The organism is Streptomyces sp. NPDC005866, assembly GCF_040629895.1.
In the GTDB taxonomy this organism is placed as follows: Bacteria; Actinomycetota; Actinomycetes; order Streptomycetales; family Streptomycetaceae; genus Streptomyces.
Genome location: NZ_JBEXWP010000005.1, coordinates 31218 through 57961, shown reverse-complemented (window position 1 = coordinate 57961; position 26744 = coordinate 31218). Strand labels below are relative to the sequence as shown.

Genomic DNA, 26744 nt, shown 5'->3' with positions numbered 1-26744 from the left:
TTGTCCACAGCACTCCTACATTCGTACGACCATCACCATGCGCTGACGGCTGGGGAGCCGGCTCACCGCAAGCTGCGCACATCGAGGTGCCGCAGCACCCGGTCCACGACCTCCGGATCCGCCCCCGGTTCGCTCCGCGCCGCCAGCACCTCGTGCCGCGCCGCGCTCAGCATCTCCTGCTGGATCCGCCGCAACCGCTTCAACCGCTTCGCCCGCTTCTCGTGCCCCTCGCGCCGCTCGTCCTCCACCACCTCGGGACTGATCCGGAACCCGATCTCGAAGGCCCGCCGCAGCATCTGCTCCGACACGTCCTCCGGCAGGTCCTCGACCTGCTCGATCTCCTTCAGCCGGCGCCGTGCCGCCTTCGCCGCCCGAACCGCAAGTTCCTTCTCGAACTCCTTCTCCTGCTCGGTGTCGGCCCGTACCCTCAGCCGCTTCACCAGCCACGGCAGGGTCAGCCCCTGGAGCACCAGGGTCGCCATGATCACACCGAACGCGATGAAGACGATCTCGTTCCGGTCCGGGAAGGGGGTTCCGTCGTCGGTCTTGAGCGGAATGGCCAGGGCCAGCGCCACCGACGCCACCCCGCGCATCCCGGACCACCACATCACGATGGTCTCCCGCCAGCTGGTCGGGATCTCCTCGTCGTAGTCCCGCCGGGCGTGCAGCCGCTTGGTCAGCCAGGTCGCCGGCAGCAGCCACACCAGCCGGACCACGACGACCACGCCCACGATCGCCGCCGCCCAGCCCAGCAGCTCGCCCCAGCGGCCGGACGCCGTACGGATCGCGTTGTGCAGTTCCAGACCGATCAGCCCGAACGCGACGCCGGTGACGAGCGTGTCGACGATGTCCCAGAAGGTGTATCCGGCGAGGCGGGTCATCACGTCGTCGGCGTCGGTGGCGTACTCGGAGATGAACAGCGCGGTGGTGAGCACGGCGAGCACCCCGGAGCCGTGCAGTTCCTCGGCGAGGACGTAGGAGGCGTAAGGGACGAGCAGGGTCAGGCCGATCTGGAGGGTGGCGTCGCCGAGCACGTCCATGAGCTTGTTCGCGCCCCAGCCGAGCGCCAGCCCCACGGCGAGCGCGACCACGGCGGACAGCAGGAAGTCCAGGGCGGCCCGCCAGGGCGAGAACGTGCCGCTGACCGCGGCGGCGATCGCCACGTGGTAGAGGACGATGGCCGTGACGTCGTTGAAGAGGCCTTCACCCTCCAGGATCGACACCAGCCGGCGCGGCAGCCCGAGCTGCCCGGCGACGGCGGTCGCGGCGACCGGGTCGGGCGGAGCGACCAGCGCGCCCAGGGCCACGGCGGCGGCGATCGGCAGCCCGGGCACGATCGCGTGGGCGACGACCGCCACGCACGCCGTGGTGACGAAGACCAGCGCCACGGCGAGCAGGAAGATCGGCCGGATGTTGGCCGCGAACTGCCGCCAGGAGGTCCGGCGCACGGCGGCGTAGAGCAGCGGTGGCAGCAGGCCGGGCAGGATCAGCTCGGGCGGGATGTTCACGTTCGGCACGAAGTCGGCCACCGCGAGGACGATCCCGAACAGGGTCACCAGCACGGGCGCCGGCAGCCCCAGCCGGTCCCCCACCGGGACGCTCACCAGGGCCCCGAGCAGCAGCACGAACAACAGGGCCAACTGATCCACGGCCAGCGCTCCGGGACTCGACGATCACACAGCAGCCTCAAGCGTGCCATGCGGCGTTGAAGCATGCTCCGCGCTACAGCCCGCGCCGCATCCCCCGGTGCGCGATGCCCGCCTCCTCGTACTCCGGACCGTAGGGCTCGTAGCCCAGCCGCTCGTAGAAGCCCAGCGCGTGCGTCTGCGCGTGCAGGTCGACCGCGGTCAGGCCACGCGCGCGTGCGGCGTCCTCGATGGCCCGGACCAGGGCCACGCCTATGCCGAGGCCACGGGCCTCCTGGGAGACAGCGAGCCGGCCCAGGGAGCCGAGGGACAGATCGCCGTCGGTCTTCTCCGCGGCCGTCTCGCCGTACAGCAGCCGGCCGGTGCCGAGCGGTACGCCGTCCTCGCGGAGCGCGAGCACATGCAGGGCCGAGGCGTCGTACTCGTCGTACTCCAAGTCCTCGGGGACGCCCTGCTCGACGACGAACACCTGCTTGCGCACGGCGAAGCACGCCTCGAGGTCGGCGAGATCCTCGGCGACCCGCACCTCGTACGCGCGCGTGCTCATCCGTAGGTCTCCTCGCGGACCTGGTCCAGCGCCTTCTGCAGGTCGGCCGGGTAGTCGCTCTCGAACTCGACCCAGTCACCGCTCCCGGGGTGCTCGAAGCCGAGGCGGACCGCGTGCAGCCACTGGCGGGTCAGGCGCAGCCGCTTGGCGAGCGTGGGGTCGGCGCCGTAGGTCAGGTCGCCGACGCAGGGGTGGCGGTGCGCGGCCATGTGGACGCGGATCTGGTGGGTGCGGCCGGTCTCCAGCTTCACATCGAGCAGGGAGGCCGCGCGGAACGCCTCGATGAGGTCGTAGTGGGTCACGGAGGGCTTGCCGTCGGCCGTGACCGCCCACTTGTAATCGTGCTGGGGGTGGCGGCCGATCGGGGCGTCGATGGTGCCGCTGGTCGGGTCGGGGTGGCCCTGCACAAGCGTGTGGTAGCGCTTGTCGACCGTGCGCTCCTTGAACTGGCGCTTCAGCGAGGTGTACGCGCGCTCCGACTTGGCCACCACCATCAGGCCGGAGGTGCCGACGTCGAGGCGGTGCACGATGCCCTGGCGCTCGGCCGCGCCGGAGGTGGAGATGCGGTAGCCGGCGGCCGCCAGACCGCCGATGACGGTCGGGCCGGTCCAGCCCGGCGAGGGGTGCGCGGCCACGCCGACCGGCTTGACGATCACGACCACGTCATCGTCGTCGTGCACGATCTCCATGCCCTCGACGGGCTCCGCGACGATCTGCACGGGGGCGGGCGCCACCGGCATCTCGACCTCCAGCCAGGAGCCGCCGCTCACCCGCTCCGACTTGCCGACCACCGCGCCGTCGACCTGGACCTTGCCTGCCGCCGCCAGCTCGGCCGCCTTGGTGCGGGAGAAGCCGAACATCCGGGAGATGGCGGCGTCGACGCGCTCGCCCTCCAGGCCGTCGGGCACGGGCAGGGTTCGGATCTCGGGAATCGTGCTCACCCGTCGAGTATGCCGGACACCACCGACAGCCCCGTACGCAAGCCCCTCCGGCCCCCGGTCAGTCCTTGTGGACGGTCCCGTCCGGGTCCAGGCCGCGGAAGGAGAGCAGGACGATCAGTACGCCGCCGCAGACGATCGCCGAGTCGGCCAGATTGAACACCGCGAACCCCTTGGGCGCGATGAAGTCGACCACCTGGCCCTCGAAGACGCCGGGCGAGCGGAAGATCCGGTCGGTGAGGTTGCCGAGCGCGCCACCCAGCAGCAGGCCGAGGGCGACCGCCCAGGGGAAGCTGTAGAGCTTGCGGGCCAGGCGGAAGATCACGGCGATCACGGCCGCCGCGATCACCGTGAAGATGATCGTGAAGGCTCCGCCGAACCCGAAGGCCGCGCCCGGATTGCGGATCGCGTGGAACTCGAGCCAGTCGCCGATGACCTGGATCGGCGCGTGATGCTCCAGCTTCGCCACCACGATCATCTTGCTGACCAGGTCGAGGGCGTACGCAAAGGCGGCCACCGCGAACAGCACGGCGATCCGGCGCCCGCGCCCGGGCCGCCGTTCATCCACAACCCGGCGCTGCTCTGCGCCGGACACGCCGGGCGTCGCCGTCTCCTCACCGCCGTCGTCCGGAGTGTCCGGCGTACCGATGATGCGCTCCGCCTCTGCCACGTGAGTCCCTCAACCTAGGTGCCTGCTCGGGACGAGACTACGGCACGCCCCACGCGACCCCGATGCTCAGTAGCGGCGTTCCTGCTTCTGCTTGCATTCGACACACAGAGTCGCCCTCGGGAAGGCCTGCATGCGGGCCTTCCCGATGGGATTCCCGCAGTTCTCGCAGAGTCCGTAGGTCCCCGCGTCCAGCTTCTCCAGGGCCCGCTCGGTCTGTTCGAGCATCTCGCGCGCGTTGGCGGCCAGGGCCAGCTCGTGTTCGCGGGTGATGTTCTTGGTGCCGGTGTCGGCCTGGTCGTCACCTGCACCGTCCCCGGAGTCCCGCATCAGGCCGGCCAGGGCGCTGTCGGACGCGTCGAGCTCGGTGCGCAGCCGCAGCGCCTCGGCCATCAGTTCGGTGCGCGCCTCCTCGACCTCCTCCGGCGTCCACGGGTCCTCGCCCGGACGCACCGCGAGTTCGCCCGGAGCCGCCGTGGCGACCCGCGCCTTGGGGACGGCGGTCTCCGCCGCCGCAGTGGCCGTGCCAGGGGTCTTCTTCGCAACCACCGTCGTGGCTCCCGTCTGCTTCGCGGCCCGCGCCGCGCCCGCTTTCTTGGCCGTGCTCTTCTTGGCCGTGCTCTTCGCCGCCGCGGTCTTCGTCGCCGCGGCCTTGGACGCGCTCTTCTCCGACTTCTCCGCGGTGCCCTTGGCAACCGCGGTCGCCTTCTTCCCAGCCACCTTCGTCGCGACGGCCGACTTCTCGCCCGCCTTCGTCTCGGCGGCCGGCTTCTCGGCCGCTTTCTTCACCGGCGTCTTCTTTGCGGCCGTCTTCCTGGCGGCGGCGTCCTTCTCACCGGCCGTTTTCCCCGCCACGCCCTTCTCAGCCATGGCCTTCTTCGGCACGGCCTTCTTCGCCGCCGCGGTCTTCGTCGCCGCGGCCTTCTTCGCAGGTGCCGACGCTCCCGTATCGGAGCCCGAGGCCCTCTTCACGGCCTTCTCAGCCGTCGCCCCCGCGCGCGTGCTCCTCTTTGCGCCGCCCCCCTTGGTGTCACCGCCGGAGGCAGCCGCGCCCCTGGACCGGCCGGACGCCGACTGCTGTACGGCGGTCTTCTTCGCCACCATGGCCGCGGCCCCTTCACATATTGTGATCTTGCACGCGAATCGTGCTGGGACGATAAATCGACTCGAGTCCCGCGGCAACGGGGCACGCCGCCCGATGAGCCTGCCCCGCACCCCCCACGCAGCAGGTATGCATGCGTTGTGCCCAGCTCCCCGCGCGGTAATCCGCCGAGCCAGGCATCCCAGGATACGAACACGCGTACCGCGCCATTCGGGTCATCTCGGCAGGTGGACGGCCCGGCGCCGCCGGTGCCCGCAAAACGGGTCGGCCGCTGTCCTCGCGGCGCCGTACACTGGGCGGAGCGAGAAGCGTGGATGGGGACGAGTAGCGGCGTACGCAGCCCAGAGCGACCCGGGGACGGTGGAAGCCCGGGGGCGAGCGCGACGTGAAGATCACCCCGGAGCCGCCGGAAGAAAGCCCCAGGGCGAGTAGAACCGGCTTCGCGACCCCAATGAGGGGGCTCACCGGCGCGTACGGCGCCCGGGGAGCCAAGGAGGGTGGTACCGCGGGAGCGCGCCGCACACGGCGTACGAAAGACAAGGCTCTCGTCCCTCCGACGGAAGGCAGCAAGTCCGTTGGAGGAAGCTCGCAGATGACAGCGCCGACGTACCGCCAGGTGCCCGCACAGGTCGACCTGCCCGCCCTTGAGCACGCCGTGCTCGACTTCTGGCGCGAGCAGAAGATCTTCGCCAAGACCCTGGAGCAGTCCGAGGGCCGCCCCGAGTGGGTGTTCTACGAGGGCCCGCCCACCGCCAACGGCATGCCCGGCGCCCACCACATCGAGGCGCGTGTCTTCAAGGACGTCTTCCCTCGCTTCCGCACCATGCGCGGCTACCACGTGGCCCGCAAGGCCGGCTGGGACTGCCACGGCCTGCCCGTGGAGCTGGCGGTCGAGAAGGAGCTGGGCTTCAGCGGCAAGCCCGACATCGAGGCGTACGGCGTCGCCGAGTTCAACGCCAGGTGCCGCGAGTCCGTGCTGCGCCACACCGACGCGTTCTCCGAGCTGACGACCCGCATGGGCTACTGGGTCGACCTCGACGACGCGTACGTGACGATGGACCCCGAGTACATCGAGTCGGTCTGGTGGTCGCTCAAGGAGATCTTCAACAAGGGTCTGCTGGTCCAGGACCATCGCGTCGCCCCCTGGTGTCCGCGCTGCGGCACCGGCCTGTCCGACCACGAGCTGGCGCAGGGCTACGAGACGGTCGTCGACCCCTCCGTGTACGTCCGTTTCCCGCTCACCTCCGGTCCGCTCGCAGGCCAGGCCGCGCTCCTGGTGTGGACGACCACCCCCTGGACCCTGGTGTCCAACACGGCGGTCGCCGCACACCCCGACGTCACCTACGTCGTGGCGACGAACGGCGAGGAGAAGCTCGTCGTCGCCGAGCCGCTTCTCGCCAAGGCACTCGGCGAGGGCTGGGAGACGACGGGCCAGACCTTCACCGGCGCCGAAATGGAGCGCTGGACCTATCAACGTCCGTTCGAGCTCGTAAAGTTCCCGGAACCGGCACATTTCGTCGTCAACGCCGAATACGTAACGACCGAGGACGGTACGGGTCTGGTCCACCAGTCCCCCGCCTTCGGTGAGGACGACCTCAAGGTCTGCCGCGCCTACGGCCTGCCGGTGGTGAACCCGGTCCGCCCGGACGGCACCTTCGAGGAGGACGTCCCGCTGGTCGGCGGTGTCTTCTTCAAGAAGGCCGACGAAAAGCTCACCGAGGACCTGAAGCAGCGCGGCCTCCTCTTCAAGCACCTGCCGTACGAGCACAGCTACCCGCACTGCTGGCGCTGTCACACCGCACTGCTCTACTACGCGCAGCCGTCCTGGTACATCCGCACGACGGCGATCAAGGACCGTCTCCTTGAGGAGAACGAGAAGACCAACTGGTTCCCGGACACCGTCAAGCACGGCCGGTACGGGGACTGGCTGAACAACAACATCGACTGGGCGCTGTCCCGCAACCGCTACTGGGGTACCCCGCTGCCGATCTGGCGCTGCGAGGACGACCACCTCACCGTGGTCGGCTCCCGCGCGGAGCTGACCGAGCTGACCGGCACCGACCAGTCGGGCCTGGACCCGCACCGCCCGTTCATCGACGAGGTCACCTTCGCGTGCCCGCAGTGCCAGAAGACGGCCACGCGCGTGCCGGAGGTCATCGACGCCTGGTACGACTCGGGTTCGATGCCTTTCGCGCAGTGGGGCTACCCGTACAAGAACAAGGAGTTGTTCGAGAGCCGTTACCCGGCCCAGTTCATCTCCGAGGCGATCGACCAGACGCGAGGGTGGTTCTACACCCTCATGGCGGTCGGCACGCTGGTCTTCGACAAGTCGTCGTACGAGAACGTGGTCTGCCTGGGTCACATCCTCGCCGAGGACGGCCGCAAGATGTCCAAGCACCTGGGCAACATCCTGCAGCCGATCCCGCTGATGGACCAGCACGGCGCGGACGCGGTGCGCTGGTTCATGGCGGCCGGCGGCTCCCCGTGGGCGGCCCGCCGCGTCGGGCACGGCACCATCCAGGAGGTCGTCCGCAAGACGCTGCTGACCTACTGGAACACGGTCGCCTTCCAGGCGCTGTACGCCCGTACGTCGGACTGGGCGCCGAGCGCGGCGGACCCGGCCCCGGCCGACCGCCCGCTCCTTGACCGCTGGCTGCTCTCCGAACTGCACGCGCTCACCGACCAGGTGACCCAGGCGCTGGAGGCCTACGACACCCAGCGCGCCGGCAAGCTGCTGTCCGCGTTCGTCGACGACCTCTCCAACTGGTACGTCCGTCGCTCGCGCCGTCGCTTCTGGCAGGGCGACAAGGCCGCGCTGCGCACGCTGCACGAGGTGGTGGAGACCGTCACCAAGCTGATGGCCCCGCTGACCCCGTTCATCACCGAGCGGGTGTGGCAGGACCTGGTGGTGCCGGTGACCCCGGGCGCGCCGGAGTCGGTGCACCTGTCCTCCTGGCCGGAGGCGGACCTGTCCGCGATCGACCCGGAGCTGTCCCGGCAGATGCTTCTGGTACGACGGCTCGTGGAGCTCGGCCGGGCCACGCGCGCGGAGTCGGGCGTCAAGACGCGTCAGCCGCTGTCCCGGGCGCTGGTCGCGGCCGTGGGCTTCGACGCGCTCGACCCGGAGCTGCACGCACAGATCACCGACGAGCTGAACGTCTCCTCGCTGGCGTCCCTGTCCGAGGTGGGCGGCTCGCTGGTGGACACCACGGCCAAGGCCAACTTCCGGGCGCTGGGCAAGCGGTTCGGCAAGCGGGTGCAGGACGTGGCGAAGGCGGTCGCCGCGGCGGACGCGGCCGCGCTGTCGCTGGCGCTGCGCGAGGGCACGGCGTCGGTGGAGGTCGACGGCGAGACCGTGACGCTGGCGCCGGACGAGGTGATCATCACGGAGACGCCGCGTGAGGGCTGGTCGGTGGCGTCGGACTCCGGTGCGACCGTCGCGCTCGACCTGGAGATCACGGAGGAGCTGCGCCAGGCAGGGCTCGCCCGCGACGCGATCCGGCTGATCCAGGAGGCGCGCAAGAACAGCGGGCTGGACGTGGCCGACCGGATCGCGCTGCGGTGGGTGTCCACGGACCCGGCGGTGATCGCGGCGCTCGCGGAACACACGCCGCTGATCGCCGACGAGGTGCTGGCGACCGACTTCGGGCAGGGCGAGGCCGACGGCAGCTATGGGGAGCCGTTCGTGGACGAGGGGCTGTCCCTGACGTTCCGTCTGCGTAAGGCGTAACGCCTCCGCGGATGAGGTAAGGGCCCGTTCCCCGCGTGGGGAACGGGCCCTTTCTCGTCTCCGCGGGTCGGAGCCCGCACCGTGCGCGGTTCCCCGCGGCCCTGTGGGCATCTGCTCAACACGCGTAAGGGCGTCTACGACCACGCATAAAACAGGGCGGGGCCCCGGAAATGTATCCGGGGCCCGCCCTGTTGTGCTCTGCCGACGCCTACGGCGTGCTATGCGCCCGCCGTCAGTTGTCGTCCTCGTCGATGAGGAAGCCGCGCATCGGGGACGGCGCCTGGCCCATCTGGGACGGGCCCTGCGGGCGTACCGGTGCCATCGGCTGGGTCATCGCCGGCGTCATCTGCTGCTGGCCGCCGTAGGACGGCGGAGCGGGAGACGGACCGCCGCCCATCGGCTGGTTGCCACCGTAGGACGGGGCGCTCGCGCCGGCCGGGGCCATGGAGGGCGCCGGGGACGGCGGGAGGGAAGCCGTGGCCGGGGTGCGCGGCGGCGCCAGGGAGTCGTCGGCCTGGGTCTCCAGCTGACGCAGCTGCGACTCCAGGTACGACTTCAGACGCGTGCGGTACTCGCGCTCGAAGCCACGCAGGTCCTCGACCTTGCGCTCCAGCGTGGCGCGCGCGGACTCCAGGGAGCCCATGGCGACGCGGTGCTTCTCCTGCGCGTCCCGCTCCAGCGCGTCCGCCTTGGCACGGGCGTCACGCTCCAGACCCTCGGCGCGGCTGCGGGCCTCGCCGACGATCTTGTTGGCCTCGGAGCGGGCCTCGGCGATCGCCTGGTCGGCGGTCTGCTGGGCCAGCGAGAGGACTCGGGCGGCGCTGTCGCCACCGGGGCCCTGACCGGGGCCGCCCATCGGACCGCCCATGGGGCCGCCCATCTGCTGCTGCATGGGCGGCTGGCCACCCATCGGGCCCTGGCCCATGCCCTGACCCATGGGGCCGTGGCCCTGGCCCATACCCGGACCGCCCTGGCCCATACCCGGACCGCCCTGGCCCATCGGACCCTGACCCATCGGGCCCTGACCCATCGGACCGGGGCCCTGGGGACCGCCCTGGCCACTGGGACCGGCCGGCAGTTGTGGGGCACCGCTCGGCAGCTGCGGGGGGCCGCCCATGGGGCCACCCATCTGCTGCTGCGGCGGGCCCGATATGCCGGCGGGCACCGGAGCGCCCGGTCCTCGCATGCCCTGCTGAGGCATTCCACCCTGATGGGGCATGCCGCCTTGCTGGGGCATACCGCCTTGCTGGGGCATACCGCCCTGCTGAGGCATACCGCCCTGCTGGTCCTGCTGCTCCGGAGGCTTGCGCATGTTCTGCTGGTTCTGGGCAGCAGCGCGCGTGGCCGCGGCCAGTTTGGCGCGCAGGTCCTCGTTCTCGCGGAGCAGGCGCGTCAGTTCGGCTTCGACCTCATCGAGGAAGGCATCGACCTCGTCCTCGTCATAGCCTTCTCGGAGGCGGACGGTCGTGAACTGCTTGTTCCGCACGTCCTCGGGGGTCAACGGCATCTCTTCACCTCAACGTAGTCGTCGGCATCGGCAAGACGGTAGGTCACATCGCTCATCACAGCCGACCAACGATCGCGATCAGGATGTAGACGATGATCATCAGTACGAAGAAGGACAGGTCGAGCGCCACGCCCCCGAGACGCAGCGGCGGGATGAACCGCCGCAGAAGCTTGAGCGGTGGATCGGTGACAGTGTAGGTGGCCTCAAGTACGACCACCATCGCCTTGCCGGGCTGCCATGAGCGGGCGAACTGGAACACATAGTCCATGACCAACCGGAAGATGAGCACGATGAGGAAGCACATCAGCGCGATGTAGATCACATCCAGGAACACGCTCATGGTTCGTGCTTCCCTCTCCCCTGTTTCATGCCTCGTACCGGTGTTGTGTCTCAGCTCTGGTTGAAGAACCCGCCCTCTGCGATGCGGGCCTTGTCCTCCGCCGTGACATCGACGTTAGCAGGCGACAACAGGAACACCTTCTGCGTCACCCGCTCGATGCTGCCGTGAAGACCAAACACCAAACCGGCCGCAAAGTCGACAAGTCGCTTCGCGTCTGTGTCATCCATCTCAGTCAGATTCATGATCACCGGGGTGCCCTCACGGAAGTGTTCCCCGATGGTACGGGCCTCGTTATAGGTCCGAGGGTGAAGCGTGGTGATCCGGTAAGGCTCTCGTTCCGACACGACCTTGGGCATGATCACCGGTGCGCTCTTCTCCAGGCTTGCGCGTTCTTGTGTGATGGACGCCACGGGGGCGATACGCGCCGGGCGTCCCGATTCCGCGGATAGCGAAGCGGAATGCGACACCGGTTCGCGCGGCGTCGACGGCTGTACTACTCGTACCGAATCGTCCCTTTGGGACTGGTGTGCGCTGTGGGACTGGTGCGACGGCTCATGCCGTCGATGGTCCCGCTCGGGCTCCGGGTCCAGTTCGGGCTCGAAGTCGTCGTCGGGGTCGAATCCGCGGCCGTCGTAACCATCGTCCTCCACGAGGCCGAGGTAGACCGCCATCTTGCGCATCGCGCCGGCCATGCTCTGAGTCCTCCGCTCTGTGGTGGATCGGTGACGACTGCCAAGTCCCGCGATCCACGTGGTCGTTGCGCCCGCCTTGGGCCACATTGACCATATTTTCTGCTGTGGTCCGACTTCTTGGCGACGTTACCCGAGCCTGGGGCGGACTCCGAGTACCGCAGTGCCGACGCGCACATGTGTCGCCCCGGCGGCCACGGCATCCTCAAGGTCCGCACTCATCCCTGCCGAGACCATGTTCGCAGCCGGATGGGCTCGGCGCAGGTCGGTCGACAAATCCATCAACCGCTCGAACGCCGCCTGTTGGCGCCCCGCGTACTCCCCGGTGAGCGGAGCGACGGTCATCAGTCCGCCGAGCCGCAGTCCCGGCGATCCGGCGACGAGCTCGGCCAACTCTTCGATTCCGCCCGGCGCCACGCCACCGCGCTCCCCTCTTCCGCTCGCACCCGCGTCGAGCGCGACCTGGAGGAGACACCCCACCTCGCGCCCGGCTCGCACCGCCTCTTTCGAGAGTGCCTCGACGAGCTTGGAACGATCGACGGACTGCACGAGATCCGCGTAACCGACCACGGATCGCACTTTGTTGGTCTGCAATTGACCAACAAAGTGCCAAGTCAGGGGTAGATCCGCACATTCGGCAGCCTTGGGGGCGGCGTCCTGGTCCCGGTTCTCCGCGACATGACGTACGCCGAGTTCTGACAAGATCCGCACATCGCTCGCCGGATAGGTCTTGGTGACCACGATCAGGGTCACCTCCTCCCGCTCGCGCCCGGCCGCCACACACGCGGCGGCGATCCGCTCCTCCACTTTCGCCAGATTTACGGCGAGTTCGGTCTTACGGTCTGTCATGCCCCATCAGTCCAGCCATACATAGCCCGCCAGCCGCCCGGTGGTGCGGTCGCGGCGGTACGAGAAGTGATCGCCCGACTCCAGCGTGCACACCGGCGACTGCGCCCTGTCGAGCACCCCGGCGCGCGCGAGCTGCGCGTGCACACCGGCGCTCACGTCGACCGCCGGAGTACCCCAGCTGGTCTCGGCGTACGCCGTCGGCTCGACGGCGGCGACTTCGGCGCGCATCGCGTCCGGCACCTCGTAGCACCGTCCGCAGACGGCGGGTCCGGTGCGGGCGACGATCCGGGCCGGGTCGGCGCCGAGCGACTCCATGGCGTCGATCGCGGCGGGCACGATCCCCTTCACCATGCCCGGCCGTCCGGCATGGGCGGCGGCGGCCACTCCGGCCACCGGGTCGGCCAGCAGGACCGGCACGCAGTCGGCGGTCAGCACGGCGAGGGCCAGCCCCCGGACCGCGGTCACCAGCCCGTCGACCTCGGGCGTGAGCCGGGTGGTCCACGGTCCCTCGACCTCGGCCACGTCGTTTCCGTGGACCTGGTTCATCCAGACGACCCGGCCGGGTTCCAGGCCGAGCGACTTGGCGGCGAGTTCTCGATTGGTCCGTACCACGTCGGGGTCGTCGCCGACCGCCCCGCCCAGGTTGAGCTCTTCGTACGGAGCGGCGCTCACCCCGCCCCACCTGTCGGTGAAGGCGAAGTGCGCGCCGCTCACGGTTTCGCGCTGTCCTATCACGTCTGAAGGATCACTTGAGGAAGTCCGGTACGTCCAGTTCCTCGGCCGCGCTGTCCGTGTAGGAGCGCGACGGCGGGACCGGCGGGGCCACCGGGATGTCGGCCACCGGCTCGGGCACCGGCTCCGCCTCCTCCTTCGGGGTCACGCTGCCGAGCGAGCCGTAGGACGGGCGGGACTCGGGCTGCCGCGCCGGAGCGGGCTCCTCGCGGCGGGCGGAGGCCGACGACGAGCCGAGGACGTTGTCCCGGCGGGCCGGGGGCTGGCCCCCGTCGAAGCCGGCCGCGATGACCGTGACGCGGACCTCGTCGCCGAGGGCGTCGTCGATCACCGCGCCGAAGATGATGTTGGCCTCGGGGTGGGCGGCCTCGCTGACCAGCTGGGCGGCCTCGTTGATCTCGAACAGGCCGAGGTCGGAGCCGCCGGAGATGGAGAGCAGGACGCCCCGGGCGCCGTCGATGGATGCCTCCAGGAGCGGCGAGGAGATCGCCATCTCGGCGGCGGCCACCGCGCGGTCGTCGCCGCGGGCCGAGCCGATGCCCATGAGGGCCGAGCCGGCCTCGGACATGACGGACTTCACGTCGGCGAAGTCGAGGTTGATCAGACCGGGCGTGGTGATGAGGTCGGTGATGCCCTGGACACCGGAGAGCAGGACCTGGTCGGCCGACTTGAAGGCGTCCAGCACCGAGACCTGGCGGTCCGAGATGGACAGCAGCCTGTCGTTCGGGATGACGATGAGGGTGTCGACCTCTTCGCGGAGCTCCGCGATGCCGTCCTCGGCCTGGTTGGCGCGGCGCCGGCCCTCGAAGGTGAACGGGCGCGTGACCACGCCGATGGTGAGGGCGCCCAGCGTGCGCGCGATGTTGGCCACGACGGGTGCGCCGCCGGTGCCGGTGCCGCCGCCTTCACCGGCCGTCACGAAGACCATGTCGGCCCCCTTGAGGACCTCCTCGATCTCCTCGCGGTGGTCCTCGGCGGCCTTGCGGCCGACGGCCGGGTTGGCGCCGGCGCCGAGTCCCCGGGTGAGTTCACGGCCGACGTCGAGCTTGACGTCGGCGTCGCTCATCAACAGCGCCTGTGCGTCGGTGTTGATGGCGATGAACTCGACGCCCTTGAGACCGACCTCGATCATCCGGTTGATGGCATTGACACCACCGCCGCCGACACCGATGACCTTGATGACTGCGAGGTAGTTCTGCGGTGCTGCCACGTCGAAGGCCTCTCGCCTCGAATTACGTTGCCGTCCTCATGCGATGCCCGCGTGGAACGGCAGATGCCGATTGGGACGGTCCGTAGCGCCGACCCGAACCCTAACCCTGAAGTTTAGGGTTACCAGTGTGTCTGTTCCCTGAAGTCTTCTGAACAGGACACTAAGTCGACAAGTGGCGCCCGTTCAACGAACACGCCGAACCTCCCGTTTTTCTTTTCACCCTATGTGATCAGCCGTAGCAGTGCCCAACCAGGGTGCTGGCCTGCGCTGATGTGCGTCAACTCGCCGATGACGCAGGGGCGGTGGGAACGCTCACGTCGAAGTGCCGCGCACCGGAAGCGGCTTTCATGAGAGCGGTGAGCGTGCGCGACTTGGCGGCGCCGTTCTCGACACTGCCCCACTCGACCGTGCGGCCGCCGCTCAACTCCAGCGTGATGTCGTCGTAGGAACGGACCTTGAGGGTTCGGGTGTCCCGGCGGACGGCGGCCGGAATGTCGCCCGCGACCTCGACCGCTTCCCGCACCAGCCGGTCGGTGCCGAAACGGCGCAGGCTCGCGGTGGCCGAACCCGACCGGGACAGAGTCAATTCCAGTGCCGGAGCGCCTTTCGGCGCCTGCGAAACCGTGGCGAACCGGACGCCTTCCTTGTCCACTTCGATGAAGTTTCCGCCCTTTTCAATGAGCAGAACCGGAGTGCGCTCGGTCACTTTCAGCCCGATTCCACGGGGCCAGGAACGGACGACGTCAATCGCGTCAATTCGAGGCAGTTTCCGGCGCAGTCGGGCCTCGATGCCATCGGTGTCGACGGAAATCAGCGGCGCTCCGACCGGGACGTCGGCGGCCTCCCGCACCTGCCCGGGCGTCAGCACGGCCGTGCCGGAGACGGAGACATGCCGCAAGCGCAGCCACGGGGAGCCGTACAGCAGCCAGACGGAACCGGAACCCAGGAACACAACTCCCAGGACCAGAATGACGATCGTACGAAAGCGGCGGTTCCTCCATCGCCGGGCGGGCGGCGGGCCGGACGACTCCTGCTGGCGTTCACCGCGCTGGGCGGTGGTCGGTCCGGCCACGCTGCTCACTTGCCTTTCGTCATACGGCCTAACGACTTGAGGCGATCGCCTCGTACACCATGCCGACGAGCAGGTCGTCGGCGTCCCGGCGGCCGAACTCGCTTGCCGCGCGGGACATCTCGTACAGCCGGTGCGGATCGGCGAGCACGGGCAGGACGTTCTGCTGCACCCACTCCGGGGTGAGTTCCGCGTCGTCGACCAGCAGACCGCCGCCGGCCTTGACCACCGGCTGGGCGTTCAGCCGCTGTTCGCCGTTGCCGATGGGCAGCGGGACATAGGCGGCCGGGAGCCCGACCGCGGAGAGTTCGGCGACGGTCATCGCGCCGGCGCGGCAGAGCATCATGTCGGCCGCGGCGTACGCGAGGTCCATCCGGTCCAGGTAACCTACCGGGACATAGGGGGGCATCCCCGGCATCTGGTGCACTTGCGGCAGTTCGTTCTTCGGGCCGACCGCGTGCAGGATCTGGACGCCGGCCTGCTGCAGCCAGGGCGCGACCTGCTGGACGACCTCGTTGAGACGGCGGGCGCCCTGGGAGCCGCCGGAGACCAGCAGCGTGGGCAGGTTGGGATCGAGACCGAAACGGTGCCGGGCCTCCGGGCGGGCAGCGGCGCGGTCCAGGACGGAAATGGAGCGGCGCAGCGGGATGCCGATGTAGCGGGCGTCGCGCAGTTTGCTGTCCGGGGTGGAGACGGCGACCCGCGCGGCGTACCGGGAGCCGATCTTGTTGGCGAGGCCCGGACGGGCGTTGGCCTCGTGGATCACGATCGGCACGCCGAGGCGCTTGGCGGCGAGATAGCCGGGCAGGGCGACATAGCCGCCGAAGCCGACGACGCAGTCCGCCTTGGTGCGCTCGAGGATCTGCTCGGCCGCCTTGATGGTGCCACGCAGCCGGCCCGGGACGGTGATCAGTTCAGGGGTGGGCCTGCGGGGCAGTGGCACCGCCGGGATCAGGGCGAGCTCGTAACCGCGCTCCGGCACCAGCTTGGTCTCAAGGCCGCGTTCCGTGCCCAGGGCCGTGATCCCCACGGTGGGGTCCTGCCTGCGCAGGGCGTCCGCGAGGGCGAGCGCGGGCTCGATGTGGCCGGCGGTCCCCCCACCAGCGAGTACGACATGCACCGAAATTCACCGCTCTCCGGACGAGCGCGCCGCCGAGGCGCGCCGTCGCATCGTGTTCCATCTCCGAGGCCCCGCAGGGCTCCCAGCCCCCCGCTTTCTACCAAAGCGAGGTTGCCGCGCCGCAAGCGCCGCCCGCGCAGCGGGCTCGTCGCGCGCGAAGGCGATCAGCAGCCCGATGGCGAACATGGTCGGCAGCAGGGCGGAGCCTCCGTAGGAGAACAGCGGGAGGGGGACGCCGGCGATCGGCAGCAGGCCGAGTACCGCACCGATGTTGATCACCGCCTGTGCGGTGATCCAGGTGGTCACGCCTCCCGCGGCGTACCTCACGAAGGGGTCCTCCGTGCGTCCGGCCACGCGGATACCCGCATAGCCTAGAGCCGCGAAGAGGGCCAGTACCGACAGCGTCCCCGCCAAGCCCAGTTCCTCACCGGCGACGGCGAAGATGAAGTCGGTGTGGGCTTCGGGGAGTTGGCCCCATTTTTCCACACTCGCACCGAGTCCGGAACCGAAGAGTCCGCCGGAGGCCAGGGCGTAGATGCCGTGAACCGCCTGCCAGCAGTCCGCGACGCCGGTCTTGGGCTCGGTGGCGCCGATACAGGCGAGCCGGGCCATACGGTTGGGGCTGGTCTTGATGAGGATCATACCGAGCACGCCGGCGATCGACAGTACCCCGGCGAACAGCCTGGTCGGTGCCCCCGCCAGCCACAGCAGACCGAACAGGATCGCGGTCAGGATGATCGCGGTCCCCATGTCGCCGCCGAGCATGATCAGGCCGAGCAGCAGAAAGCTGACCGGGACCAGCGGCACCAGCATGTGCTTCCACTGGGTCAGCAGCCGCCTCTCCTGCTTGCGCGCCATCAGGTCGGCGCCCCAGAGCACCAGGGCGAGCTTGCCGAACTCGCTGGGCTGGATCTGGAAGGAGCCGCCCAGGGAGATCCAGTTCTGGTTGCCGTTGACCGACATCCCTATCCCCGGCACCTGCACCAGGACCATCAGGAACACGGCACCGGCGAGGATCGGGTAGGCGAGCGCCCGGTGCAGTTTCACCGGCATGCAGGACGCGACCAACAGCAGCACACCCCCGATACAGGCGGCCAGGAACTGCTTGCGGAAGAAGAAGGAGCCCGGCAGCGACATCTGCAGCGCGGTGATCTGGGAGGCCGAGTAGACCATCACCAGACCCAGCACGATGATCAGCAGACTGCCGCCGAGGATCAGGTAGTACGCGGTCAGCGGCCGGTCCCAGGCCCGGTGGGCGCGCGTGTAGAACTGTCGCAGCGGATTCTCGCGCGACGCGCGGGGGGCGGCGGGCCTGCGGACTGCACGCTGTACGGGCGGCCTGCCGGTGCGGCTACCGGGCATCAACGCCTCCGCTGAACGTCGACCGTCCCACGCGTCCCTCCCAAGGTCGCCCGGCAGGCGGCCGGGTCAGGCGCCGAGTTCGCGTACAGCCTGAGCGAACGCGTCACCGCGCTTGTTGTAGTTGGCGAACATGTCCATGGAGGCACAAGCAGGTGCCAGCAGCACCGTGTCTCCGGCAACAGCGAGTCGCCGCGCCTCCTGGACCGCCACGAGCATCGCCCCAGTGTCGGTCCGGTCGAGGTCGACGACGGGTACTTCCGGCGCGTGTCGCGCGAGGGCGTCCCGGATGAGGGCGCGATCGGAGCCGATCAGCACCACACCGCGAAGTCGCTTTGCCGACTTGGCGACCAGTTCGTCGAAGGTCGCGCCCTTCGCAAGACCGCCCGCAATCCATACAATCGACTCATATGACGCCAACGAGGCTTCCGCCGCATGTGTGTTGGTGGCCTTGGAGTCGTCGATGTACGCGACCCCGTCCACGTCGGCCACGTGCGCGATGCGGTGGGCGTCCGGGGTGAAGTTGCGCAGCCCGTCCCGTACGGCCCTGGGGGGCACGCCGAAGGCGCGCGCGAGCGCCGCCGCGGCAAGGGCGTTGGCGATGTTGTGCGGGGCGGGCGGGTCGACGTCGGAGACCTCGGCCAGCTCCTGGGCGTTCTGCTGCCGGTTCTCGACGAAGGCGCGGTCGACCAGGATGCCTTCCACGACGCCGAGTTGGGAGGGTCCCGGGGTGCCGAGGGTGAAGCCGATGGCCCGGCAGCCCTCCTCGACGTCGGCCTCGCGCACCAGCTCCTCGGTGAGCTTGTCGGCGACGTTGTAGACGCAGGCGACCCGGTTGCCCTCGTAGATACGGCCCTTGTCCTTGGCGTACGCCTCCATGGAGCCGTGCCAGTCGAGGTGGTCGGGGGCGAGGTTGAGCACGGCCGCCGAGTGGGCGCGCAGGGAGGGCGCCCAGTGCAGCTGATAGCTCGACAGCTCGACAGCCAGGACGTCGTACTCCTCGTCGCCGAGGACCGCGTCGAGAAGCGAGACGCCGATGTTGCCGACGGCGGCCGTGCGCAGGCCCGCCGCCTTCAGGATCGACGCCAGCATCTGGACGGTGGTGGTCTTGCCGTTCGTACCCGTGACGGCCAGCCAGGGGGCCGCGCCAGGGCCCCTGAGCCGCCAGGCGAGTTCGACATCGCCCCAGATCTCGATGCCGGCCGCCCGGGCCGCCGCGAACAGCGGCTTGTCCGGCTTCCAGCCGGGCGCGGTGACGATCAGCTCGGTGCCCTCCGGCAGGGTCGCCCCGTCGCCGAGACGCACGGTGATGCCGAGCGTCTCCAGCTCCGCGGCCTGTTCACGCGCGCGTGCGTCGTCGCCGTCGTTGACGACCGTGACGATCGCCCCACGCGCGTGCAGCACCTTCGCCGCCGGGACGCCGGAGACGCCTAGCCCCGCGACGGTGACGTGCGTGCCGTGGAATTCCGGGGACACCGAGGAGGTCACTTGTCCGCTGCCCATCCCGCGTAGAAGAGGCCGAGCCCGACGATCACACAGATACCTTGGATGATCCAGAAGCGGACCACCACGAGGACTTCGGACCAGCCCTTGAGTTCGAAGTGGTGCTGGAGTGGCGCCATCCGGAAGACGCGCCTGCCGGTGAGCCGGAAGGAGCCGACCTGGATGACGACCGACATGGTGATGAGGACGAACAGACCGCCCATGATGGCCACGAGCAGCTCGGTGCGGGAGAGGATCGCCAGGCCCGTGAGGACACCGCCGAGCGCGAGCGAACCGGTGTCGCCCATGAAGATCTTGGCCGGCGAGGTGTTCCACCACAGGAAGCCCAGGCAGGAGCCCATCAGCGCGGAGGCGATGACCGCGAGGTCCAGTGGGTCGCGCACCTCGTAACAGGCGGCCGGGTTGGTGAGCGTCTGCGCGTTGGCGCAGGACTCCTGGAACTGCCAGACACCGATGAACGTGTAGGCGCCGAAGACGAGCACGGAGGCGCCGGTGGCGAGACCGTCCAGACCGTCGGTCAGGTTCACGCCGTTCGACATCGCCAGGATCATGAACAGCGCCCAGACCACGAACAGCACCGGGCCGATGGACCAGCCGAAGTCCGTGATGAACGACAGCTTGGTGGAGGCCGGGGTGTTGCCGCGGGCGTCGGCGAACTGCAGCGACAGCACCGCGAAGGCGATACCGACGATCAGCTGGCCGGCCATCTTCGCCTTGGCGCGCAGACCCAGCGAACGCCGCTTGACGATCTTGATGTAGTCGTCCAGGAAGCCGACCAGGCCCATCCCGCACATCAGGCCGAGCACCAGCACACCCGAGTAGGTCGGGGCGTAGCCGGTGATCACCTTGGACAGGAAGTAGGCGGCGACCGTCGACAGGATGAAGGCGATACCGCCCATCGTCGGTGTACCGCGCTTGCTGGCGTGCTCACGCGGGCCGTCGTCACGGATGTACTGGCCGTAGCCCTTGCGGGCGAGGAGCTTGATCAGCAGCGGAGTGCCGATCAGCGTCAGGAAGAGACCGATGACGCCCGAGAAGAGGATCTGCTTCATCATCGGGCATCAACACCCTCGGCACCGGACTCCACGAGCGCCTGGGCAACGCTCTCCAGGCCCACTGACCGTGACGCCTTCACGAGGACGACGTCCCCCGGGCGCAACTCGCTGCGCAACAGGTCGACCGCCGCCTGTGCGTCGGACACGTGCACCGACTCCTCACCCCACGAACCCTCGTTATATGCGCCCAGTTGCAGCCAGGAGGCTTCCACGCCCCCGACCGCGACGAGCTTGCCGACATTGAGCCGGACGGCGAGCCGTCCGACCGCGTCGTGCTCGGCGAGCGCCTCGTCCCCGAGCTCGGCCATCTTGCCGAGCACCGCCCACGTGCGGCGCCCCTTGCCCATGGCCGCCAGCGCGCGCAGCGCGGCTCGCATGGACTCGGGGTTGGCGTTGTAGGCGTCGTTGACGATGGTCACGCCGTCCGGGCGCTCGGTGACCTCCATACGCCAGCGGGAGAGGGAGCCAGCCTCGGAGAGCGCGGTGGCGATCTCTTCCGCGGACATGCCCAGCTCATGGGCGACGGCGGCCGCGGCGAGCGCGTTCGACACGTGATGCTCACCGTACAGGCGCATGGTCACATCGCTTGCACCGGAGGGTGTGTGAAGGCTGAACGCGGGCTGTCCCGTGTCCGTGAGTCGTACGTTCTCGGCGCGTACGTCCGCTTCGGCCGACTCTCCGAAAAGGACCACCTTCGCCTTGGTACGGGAGGCCATGGCCCGCACCAACGGGTCGTCCGCGTTGAGGATCGCGGTGCCGCCGTCCTCGACCGAGGGCAGGGCCTCCACCAACTCGCCCTTGGCCTGGGCGATCTGCTCCCGGCCGCCGAACTCGCCGATGTGGGCGGTGCCGACGTTGAGGACCAGGCCGATCTTCGGGGGCGTCAGATCCGTCAGGTAGCGGATGTGGCCGATGCCGCGGGCGCCCATCTCCAGCACCAGGAACTTCGTGTCCCCGGTGGCGGACAGGGCGGTCAGCGGCAGTCCGATCTCGTTGTTGAGCGAGCCGGGCGTGAACACGGTCGGCGCCTTGGTGCGCAGCACCTGCGCGATGAGGTCCTTGGTACTGGTCTTGCCGGCCGAACCGGTCAGGGCCACGAGGGTCGCGCCGAGCCGTCGTACGACATGGCGGGCGAGGGCGCCGAGGGCGCTCTGGACGTCGTCCACGACGATCGCGGGCACGCCGACGGGTCGGGACGCCAGAACGGCGACCGCGCCCTGCTCGACGACCTGGGCGGCGAAGTCGTGGCCGTCCACGCGTTCGCCCACGAAGGCGGCGAACAGACTGCCAGGGCCCGCCTCGCGGGAGTCCCGGACGACCTCGCCGGTGACCTGGACGGATGGATCCGGTATGTCATGCGTCTGCCCGCCGACGACTGCTGCGATCTCGGCGAGGGAGAGGGCGATCACAAGTTCATCCCTGGGTCTTCTGGATAGCTTCGCGAAGCACCTGGCGGTCGTCGAAGGGACGGACCACGCCGGCGATGTCCTGGCCCTGCTCGTGGCCCTTGCCGGCGACCAGCACGGTGTCGCCGGGGTGTGCGCGGGCGACGGCCGCGGCGATCGCGGCGGCCCGCTCCTCGAAGAGGACCACCTCGCCACGCTCGTGGGCGGGTACCGAGGCCGCGCCGGCGAGCATGGTGGCGAGGATGCCGAGCGGGTCCTCGGAGCGGGGGTTGTCGGAGGTCAGTACTGCCGTGTCGGCGAGCCGGGCCGCGGCGGCGCCCATCGGGGCCCGCTTGGTCTTGTCGCGGTCGCCGCCGCAGCCGAGGACGATGTGCAGCCGGCCCTTGGTGACCTTGCGCAGGGCCTTGAGGACCGACTCGACGGCGTCCGTCTTGTGGGCGTAGTCGACGACCGCGAGGTAGGCCTGTCCGGCGTCCACGCGCTCCAGGCGGCCCGGGACGCCCGGGACGGCGGCGATGCCGTCGGCCGCGGTCTGCGGGTCGAGGCCCGCGGCGGCGAGGGCGACGATCGCGGCGAGGGTGTTGGCCACGTTGAATGGGCCCGGCAGCGGCGACTTGGCGGCGATCCGGACGCCCTCGGGCCCCATGACGGTGAACGTCGAGTCCATGGGGCCGATGTGGACGTCCGTGGCCTGCCAGTCGGCGTCGGGGTGGCCCTCGGCGGAGTAGGTGACGACCGGGACGGTGGCTTCCCGGGCGAGCCTGCGGCCGTACTCGTCGTCGACGTTGACCACCCCGCGTTTGCTGCGTTTCGGGGTGAACAGCTGTGCCTTGGCCCGGTAGTAGTCCTCCATGTCGGAGTGGAACTCCATGTGTTCCGGGCTGAGGTTGGTGAAGACGGCGATGTCGAAGACGCAGCCGTCGACCCGGCCGAGGACCAGGGCGTGGCTGGAGACCTCCATGGCGACCGCCTCGACGCCACGCTCGCGCATGACGGCGAACAGGGCCTGGAGGTCGGTTGCCTCGGGGGTGGTGCGCTCGGACTTGATGCGGTCGTCGCCGATGCGCATCTCGACGGTGCCGATGAGTCCCGTGCTGCGCGTGCGCTTCAGGCCGCCCTCGACCAGGTAGGCCGTGGTGGTCTTGCCGGACGTGCCGGTGATGCCGATCTGGAGCAGGTCGCGGCCCGGGTGGCCGTAGATCGTGGCCGCGAGTTCGCCCATCCGCGTGCGCGGGTCGTCGACGACCAGGACCGGCAGGCCGGTCGCGGCGGCGCGTTCGGCGCCCGTCGGATCGGTCAGCACGGCGACCGCGCCGAGGCCTGCGGCCTGGGCGGCGAAGTCGGCGCCGTGCAGACGGGCGCCCGGCAGGGCGGCGTACAGGTCGCCCGGGCGGACCGCGCGCGAGTCGTGGGTGATGCCCGTGACCTCCGCTGTGTTCTCCGTGATGTCCGGTTCGGCGGCGCCCAGCTGATCGGCGAGCTCCGCGAGGGGTGTGGCGGAGACCTGAACCGGCCTGGGCGGCCCCGGATATGTCACGGAAGCGCCCTTCTGGGTGGTTTGGGACTGATCAGCGTGTGGCACGGCGGTGAGCGTACCCGGCGCACCCGCTCCGGAGCGAAGTGAGGGGCGTGGGGCCCGGTGGTTCCCGGGATCGGGGGTGATCGTTGTCACGGGCTCGTTCCTGGTGGTCTTTCCGAAAAGCTGAGGCGCTGATCAGGGCTTGTAGTCGACGGGCAGGTTCGCCGCCCTGGCGCCGGTCGGAGGGATCTGGAGGGTCTTGAGGGCGAACTCCATCACCTGCTTGTAGATCGGGCCGCAGATCTGGCCGCCGAAGTAGCTGCCGGCGGTGGCGTTCTGGATGGAGCAGTAAACGGTGATGCGAGGATTGTCCGCGGGCGCGAACCCGGCGAACGACGAGGTGTAGCCGCGGTATCTGCCGGTGGCAGGATCCACTCGGTTGGCGGTGCCGGTCTTGCCCGCGACGTTGTAGCCGGGGATGGCCGCCTTGGCGCCGGTGCCCTGCTCGTCGCCCACGACGGACTCCAGCATCTGGGCGACGGTCTTGGCCGTCTTCTCGCTGACCACGCGGGTCTTCTTGGGCTGCGCGGCCGGGGTGAAGCGGCCGTCGGCACCCTTGGATCCGCGTACCAGGGTCGGCTCGACACGGACTCCGCCGTTGGCGATCGTCGAGTAGACGGAGGCCGCCTGCATGGCGTTGATGGAGAAACCCTGGCCGAAAGGAATCGTGTACTGCTGCGAGGTCGACCACTTGTCCGGGGCTGCCAGGATCCCCCTCGTCTCGCCGGGGAAGCCGAGCCCGGTATAGCCGCCGATGCCGAACTTGCGCAGATACGAGTAGAGGACCTGGTTGGCCTGCTCCTGGGTCTTGCCCAGCTGGCCGGTCGCGAGAATGGTGCCGATGTTGCTGGACTTGGCGAGCACGCCGTTGAGCGTGAGGTACCAGGTCGCGTGGTCGATGTCGTCCTTGAAGAGCCGGTCGCCGCGGTGCAGCCGGTTGGGCACCACCACATGCGTGAGCGGGGTGGCGGCGTTCTCCTCCAGGACGGCCGCCATCGACATCACCTTGGCGGTGGAGCCGGGCTCGTAGGCGTCCTGGAGGGCCGCGTTGCCCATCGCGGCCGCGTCGGCCGTCGACAGGTCGTTCGGGTCGAAGCCGGGCGAGTTGGCCATCGCCAGGATCTGTCCGGTCCTGGTGTCCTGGACGACCACATAGCCGCGGTCCGCCCTGGACTTCTTCACCTGCTCGGTGATGGCGTTCTGCGCGGCCCACTGGATGTCGCGGTCGATGGTCAGCTCGACGTCGGAGCCGGCCACGGCCGGGGTCTCCGTGGAGCCCGCGGTGGGCACCTCTCGCCCGCCGGACTGGGCGTAGCGGATCTTGCCGTCCTTGCCGGTCAGCTGCTTGTCGAGCTGCTGCTCGATACCGCCGCCGCCCTTGCCGTCGGCGTTGACCCAGCCCAGTATCCCGGCGGCCAGATCGCCGTTCGGGTACACGCGCTGGCTGCTGGGGTCGGCGAAGACACCGGCCAGCACGTTGACGGTGTTCTTGTCGGCCCCGGCCTTGTTGGTGAGGGCGGTCTTCAGGTCCTTGATCTGCTTCCAGACCTGCGGGGTCTGCCGGGCGGCGAGCCGGACGTAGCGCAGTTCCCTGTTCTCGGGCAGCAGCAGCTTGACGAGGTCGGCCTGGTTCTTGCCGAGGATCGGGGCGAGCAGCGCGGCGGCCTGCTCGGGGCCGTCGTCCACCTTGAGCTGCTTTCTGGTGAACATCGTGGGGTCGGCGGTGATGTCGTACGCGTCCTCGCTGATCGCCAGCGCCACGCCGTTGCGGTCGGTGATCCCGCCGCGCTCGGCGGCCAGGGTGTGCACGACGTACCGGTTCTGCTCGGCCTTCGCGGCGTACGCGCTGGCGTCGACGGCCTGGACCTGGAGCAGCCGTCCGACGAAGACCAGCAGCACCAGGGTCAGGGCGAAGCCGACCATGCGCAGCCGGGGGCGGGGGCTGCCGAGCAGCAGCGGGCGCTGGGCCGGGGGCCGCGGCGCGCTCGGGCGGCGGACCGGGCGGGCGCCGGGGCCGGGGCCCGGCCCGCGCCGGACCGCGCCCCGGGGCTCCCGGGGGCGGGGCGGCTTGGCGGGGCCGGGCACACGGCGGCGCGGCGATTGCCTTTCTCCAGAAGTGTCTGGCACTTCCGTCACCTGCCGGGGGTCGTGGTCGGGGTCACGGGCGGGAGTGCCGGCGCCGGGGTCGTCACCGGCGTTGTGACCGGCGCGGGTGTCGGTACGTTCACCGGCGCGGAGACGTCCGGCGTCGGTACGGCGACGGACGGGGTGCCGATGACCTCGGGAGCGCGCGGCTGGGTGTTCTGCTGGAGGGCGGCGGGGCTGGGGACGCCCTTGACGGTGCCGTCGGGGCCGAGGAAGGCCGGGTCGCCGCCGGGGACCATGCCGAGCTCGCGGGCCCGGCGCTGGAGGGCGTCGGGAGCGGAGTAGGCGTCGATGTCCCGCTGCAGCGCCTGTTCCTCGTCGGTGAGGCTCTTGGTCTGCTTCTGCAGGTCGTCGAGTCTGAACGAGCCCTCGCTGAGCGCCGAGTTCAGCACGAGCAGGCCGATCAGGCCGCCGGCGAGCAACAGGACGACGAGCAGGACGAACGGGGTGCGGGCGGCCTGGTTGGCCCGGCCGGTCGGAAGGAGCCGCGCGAGCCGGGCGGCCCGCCCTTTCAGCTCGGGTTTCCTACTCACGTGTCCTCCGGTGGGTCCGGAAACCCCGCGTGCTCACGCCGCTCATTCAATGGACTCCCTGATGCGCTGGGCCCCTCGAAGACGCGCGGGCGCGGCCCTGCGGTTCTCGGCGACCTCTTCCTCCGTGGGAAGTTCGGCACCGCGTGTGAGCAGCTTGAGTCGGGGCTGGTACTGCTCGGGCACGACCGGCAGCCCGGGCGGCGCGGTGGTGGCGGCACCGGCCGCGAACACCTGCTTGACGAGACGGTCTTCGAGCGAGTGGTACGACAGTACGGCGATCCGGCCGCCGACCGCGAGGGCCTTCACCGCGGCCGGGATCGCCCTTTCCAGGACGGCCAGTTCGCCGTTGACCTCGATGCGCAGCGCCTGGAAGGTGCGCTTGGCCGGGTTGCCGCCGGTGCGCTTGGCGGCCTGCGGCAGCGCGTCCCGGATCAGCTCGACGAGCCGGGCGCTGTTGCTGAACGGCTCCTTCTCGCGCTCCCGGACGATCGCCGAGACGATCCGCTTGGCCTGCTTCTCCTCGCCGTACGCGAACAGGATGCGCACGAGGTCACCGGCCGGGTAGGTGTTGAGGACCTCGGCGGCGCTGACGCCGGTCGTCTGGTCCATGCGCATGTCGAGCGGTGCGTCCTGGGCGTAGGCGAAACCGCGGTCCGCCTCGTCGAGCTGCATGGAGGAGACGCCGAGGTCGAACAGCACGCCCTGCACGCGCGCGATGCCGAGTCGTTCGAGTACCCCGGGCAGCTCGTCGTAGACGGCGTGGACCAGGGTGGCGCGGTCACCGAAGGGCGCGAGCCGCTCGCCGGACAGGCGCAGGGCCTCCTTGTCCCGGTCCAGGGCGACGAGGCGGGCCTCGGGGAAGCGGGTCAGCAGCGCCTCGCTGTGGCCGCCGAGGCCGAGGGTGCAGTCGACGACCACGCTTCCCGGCCGCTCCAGGGCGGGTGCCAGCAGATCCAGGCACCGCTGGAGCATCACCGGGACGTGTCGACTCTGGCTCAAGGGGGCCTCTCAGGTCCGC

The 26744-nt window shown here is 69.9% G+C and carries 22 protein-coding genes; 1 reads left to right on the top strand and 21 read right to left on the bottom strand.

Annotation, left to right across the window (positions count from 1 at the left end; translation table 11 throughout):
- Positions 1–62 precede the first annotated feature (62 nt).
- The 5 genes from ABZ396_RS09225 to ABZ396_RS09205 form a co-directional block, all read right to left on the bottom strand.
- Positions 63–1649: a Na+/H+ antiporter gene (locus ABZ396_RS09225; protein WP_358914230.1), complete on the bottom strand. Its 1587-nt coding sequence runs from the start codon at positions 1647–1649 to the stop codon at positions 63–65.
- A 73-nt stretch (positions 1650–1722) separates the two neighbouring features.
- Positions 1723–2193: a GNAT family N-acetyltransferase gene (locus ABZ396_RS09220; RefSeq protein WP_358914228.1), complete on the bottom strand. Its 471-nt coding sequence runs from the start codon at positions 2191–2193 to the stop codon at positions 1723–1725.
- Complete coding sequence (locus ABZ396_RS09215) at positions 2190–3134, bottom strand: RluA family pseudouridine synthase (protein WP_358914226.1); 945 nt, start codon at positions 3132–3134, stop codon at positions 2190–2192. The genes ABZ396_RS09220 and ABZ396_RS09215 overlap by 4 nt, the downstream gene beginning before the upstream one ends.
- A 58-nt stretch (positions 3135–3192) precedes the next feature.
- Positions 3193–3801: a signal peptidase II gene (locus ABZ396_RS09210; protein WP_358914224.1), complete on the bottom strand. Its 609-nt coding sequence runs from the start codon at positions 3799–3801 to the stop codon at positions 3193–3195.
- A 66-nt stretch (positions 3802–3867) separates the two neighbouring features.
- Positions 3868–4902 (bottom strand): TraR/DksA family transcriptional regulator, encoded by a 1035-nt coding sequence (locus ABZ396_RS09205; protein ID WP_358914222.1) that lies wholly within the window; start codon positions 4900–4902, stop codon positions 3868–3870.
- A 590-nt stretch (positions 4903–5492) separates the two neighbouring features.
- Between ABZ396_RS09205 and ileS the strand changes: the two genes are divergently transcribed.
- Complete coding sequence (gene ileS, locus ABZ396_RS09200; RefSeq protein ID WP_358914220.1) at positions 5493–8630, top strand: isoleucine--tRNA ligase; 3138 nt, start codon at positions 5493–5495, stop codon at positions 8628–8630.
- 232 nt (positions 8631–8862) lie between these two features.
- Here the strand turns inward: ileS and ABZ396_RS09195 are convergent, their stop codons facing one another.
- The 16 genes from ABZ396_RS09195 to rsmH form a co-directional block, all read right to left on the bottom strand.
- Positions 8863–10137: a DivIVA domain-containing protein gene (locus ABZ396_RS09195; protein WP_358914218.1), complete on the bottom strand. Its 1275-nt coding sequence runs from the start codon at positions 10135–10137 to the stop codon at positions 8863–8865.
- Positions 10138–10192: 55 nt separating this feature from the next.
- Entirely contained in the window at positions 10193–10477 is a 285-nt protein-coding gene (locus ABZ396_RS09190) for a YggT family protein (RefSeq protein ID WP_046729537.1), read from the bottom strand.
- A gap of 50 nt (positions 10478–10527) precedes the next feature.
- On the bottom strand, positions 10528–11169 hold the full coding sequence (gene sepF, locus ABZ396_RS09185) for a cell division protein SepF (protein WP_358914216.1): 642 nt from the start codon (positions 11167–11169) through the stop codon (positions 10528–10530).
- Positions 11170–11295: 126 nt separating this feature from the next.
- The gene (locus ABZ396_RS09180) at positions 11296–12015 is read right to left on the bottom strand and encodes a YggS family pyridoxal phosphate-dependent enzyme (RefSeq protein ID WP_358914214.1); all 720 of its coding nucleotides are present in this window, start codon (positions 12013–12015) and stop codon (positions 11296–11298) included.
- Between the two features lie 6 nt (positions 12016–12021).
- On the bottom strand, positions 12022–12750 hold the full coding sequence (pgeF, locus tag ABZ396_RS09175) for a peptidoglycan editing factor PgeF (RefSeq protein ID WP_358914212.1): 729 nt from the start codon (positions 12748–12750) through the stop codon (positions 12022–12024).
- 10 nt (positions 12751–12760) lie between these two features.
- Positions 12761–13957, bottom strand: coding sequence for a cell division protein FtsZ (gene ftsZ / locus ABZ396_RS09170; RefSeq protein ID WP_358914210.1), 1197 nt, complete (start codon positions 13955–13957; stop codon positions 12761–12763).
- A gap of 277 nt (positions 13958–14234) precedes the next feature.
- Positions 14235–15029 (bottom strand): FtsQ-type POTRA domain-containing protein, encoded by a 795-nt coding sequence (locus tag ABZ396_RS09165; RefSeq protein WP_358914767.1) that lies wholly within the window; start codon positions 15027–15029, stop codon positions 14235–14237.
- A gap of 28 nt (positions 15030–15057) precedes the next feature.
- Positions 15058–16146, bottom strand: a complete 1089-nt coding sequence (murG, locus tag ABZ396_RS09160) for an undecaprenyldiphospho-muramoylpentapeptide beta-N-acetylglucosaminyltransferase (RefSeq protein ID WP_358914208.1) — start codon at positions 16144–16146, stop codon at positions 15058–15060.
- A 6-nt stretch (positions 16147–16152) separates the two neighbouring features.
- The gene (ftsW, locus tag ABZ396_RS09155; RefSeq protein ID WP_358914206.1) at positions 16153–17508 is read right to left on the bottom strand and encodes a putative lipid II flippase FtsW; all 1356 of its coding nucleotides are present in this window, start codon (positions 17506–17508) and stop codon (positions 16153–16155) included.
- Positions 17509–17574: 66 nt separating this feature from the next.
- Entirely contained in the window at positions 17575–19008 is a 1434-nt protein-coding gene (murD, locus tag ABZ396_RS09150) for a UDP-N-acetylmuramoyl-L-alanine--D-glutamate ligase (RefSeq protein WP_358914204.1), read from the bottom strand.
- Entirely contained in the window at positions 18990–20060 is a 1071-nt protein-coding gene (gene mraY / locus ABZ396_RS09145; protein WP_358914765.1) for a phospho-N-acetylmuramoyl-pentapeptide-transferase, read from the bottom strand. The genes murD and mraY overlap by 19 nt, the downstream gene beginning before the upstream one ends.
- Positions 20060–21472 (bottom strand): UDP-N-acetylmuramoyl-tripeptide--D-alanyl-D-alanine ligase, encoded by a 1413-nt coding sequence (gene murF / locus ABZ396_RS09140; RefSeq protein WP_358914203.1) that lies wholly within the window; start codon positions 21470–21472, stop codon positions 20060–20062. The genes mraY and murF overlap by 1 nt, the downstream gene beginning before the upstream one ends.
- A 4-nt stretch (positions 21473–21476) precedes the next feature.
- The gene (locus ABZ396_RS09135) at positions 21477–23141 is read right to left on the bottom strand and encodes a UDP-N-acetylmuramoyl-L-alanyl-D-glutamate--2,6-diaminopimelate ligase (RefSeq protein WP_358914202.1); all 1665 of its coding nucleotides are present in this window, start codon (positions 23139–23141) and stop codon (positions 21477–21479) included.
- Positions 23142–23183: 42 nt separating this feature from the next.
- Positions 23184–25175, bottom strand: coding sequence for a penicillin-binding protein 2 (locus ABZ396_RS09130; RefSeq protein ID WP_359184220.1), 1992 nt, complete (start codon positions 25173–25175; stop codon positions 23184–23186).
- Between the two features lie 5 nt (positions 25176–25180).
- On the bottom strand, positions 25181–25726 hold the full coding sequence (locus ABZ396_RS09125) for a septum formation initiator family protein (protein WP_358927035.1): 546 nt from the start codon (positions 25724–25726) through the stop codon (positions 25181–25183).
- Between the two features lie 42 nt (positions 25727–25768).
- Positions 25769–26725 carry a 16S rRNA (cytosine(1402)-N(4))-methyltransferase RsmH gene (gene rsmH, locus ABZ396_RS09120; protein ID WP_358927036.1) on the bottom strand — a complete coding sequence of 319 codons (957 nt, stop codon included), beginning with the start codon at positions 26723–26725 and terminating at the stop codon, positions 25769–25771.
- Positions 26726–26744: the final 19 nt, after the last annotated feature.

Bases quoted from the DNA above. Each gene is read 5' to 3' on its own strand.
- ABZ396_RS09190 (WP_046729537.1), bottom strand. From the start codon at position 10,477: ATGAGCGTGTTCCTGGATGTGATCTACATCGCGCTGATGTGCTTCCTC.
- ABZ396_RS09205 (WP_358914222.1), bottom strand. From the start codon at position 4,902: ATGGTGGCGAAGAAGACCGCCGTACAGCAGTCGGCGTCCGGCCGGTCC.
- ileS (WP_358914220.1), top strand. From the start codon at position 5,493: ATGACAGCGCCGACGTACCGCCAGGTGCCCGCACAGGTCGACCTGCCC.
- murD (WP_358914204.1), bottom strand. From the start codon at position 19,008: ATGGGCAGCGGACAAGTGACCTCCTCGGTGTCCCCGGAATTCCACGGC.
- ABZ396_RS09195 (WP_358914218.1), bottom strand. From the start codon at position 10,137: ATGCCGTTGACCCCCGAGGACGTGCGGAACAAGCAGTTCACGACCGTC.
- mraY (WP_358914765.1), bottom strand. From the start codon at position 20,060: ATGAAGCAGATCCTCTTCTCGGGCGTCATCGGTCTCTTCCTGACGCTG.
- sepF (WP_358914216.1), bottom strand. From the start codon at position 11,169: ATGGCCGGCGCGATGCGCAAGATGGCGGTCTACCTCGGCCTCGTGGAG.
- ABZ396_RS09220 (WP_358914228.1), bottom strand. From the start codon at position 2,193: ATGAGCACGCGCGCGTACGAGGTGCGGGTCGCCGAGGATCTCGCCGAC.
- ABZ396_RS09180 (WP_358914214.1), bottom strand. From the start codon at position 12,015: ATGACAGACCGTAAGACCGAACTCGCCGTAAATCTGGCGAAAGTGGAG.
- ftsW (WP_358914206.1), bottom strand. From the start codon at position 17,508: ATGCCCGGTAGCCGCACCGGCAGGCCGCCCGTACAGCGTGCAGTCCGC.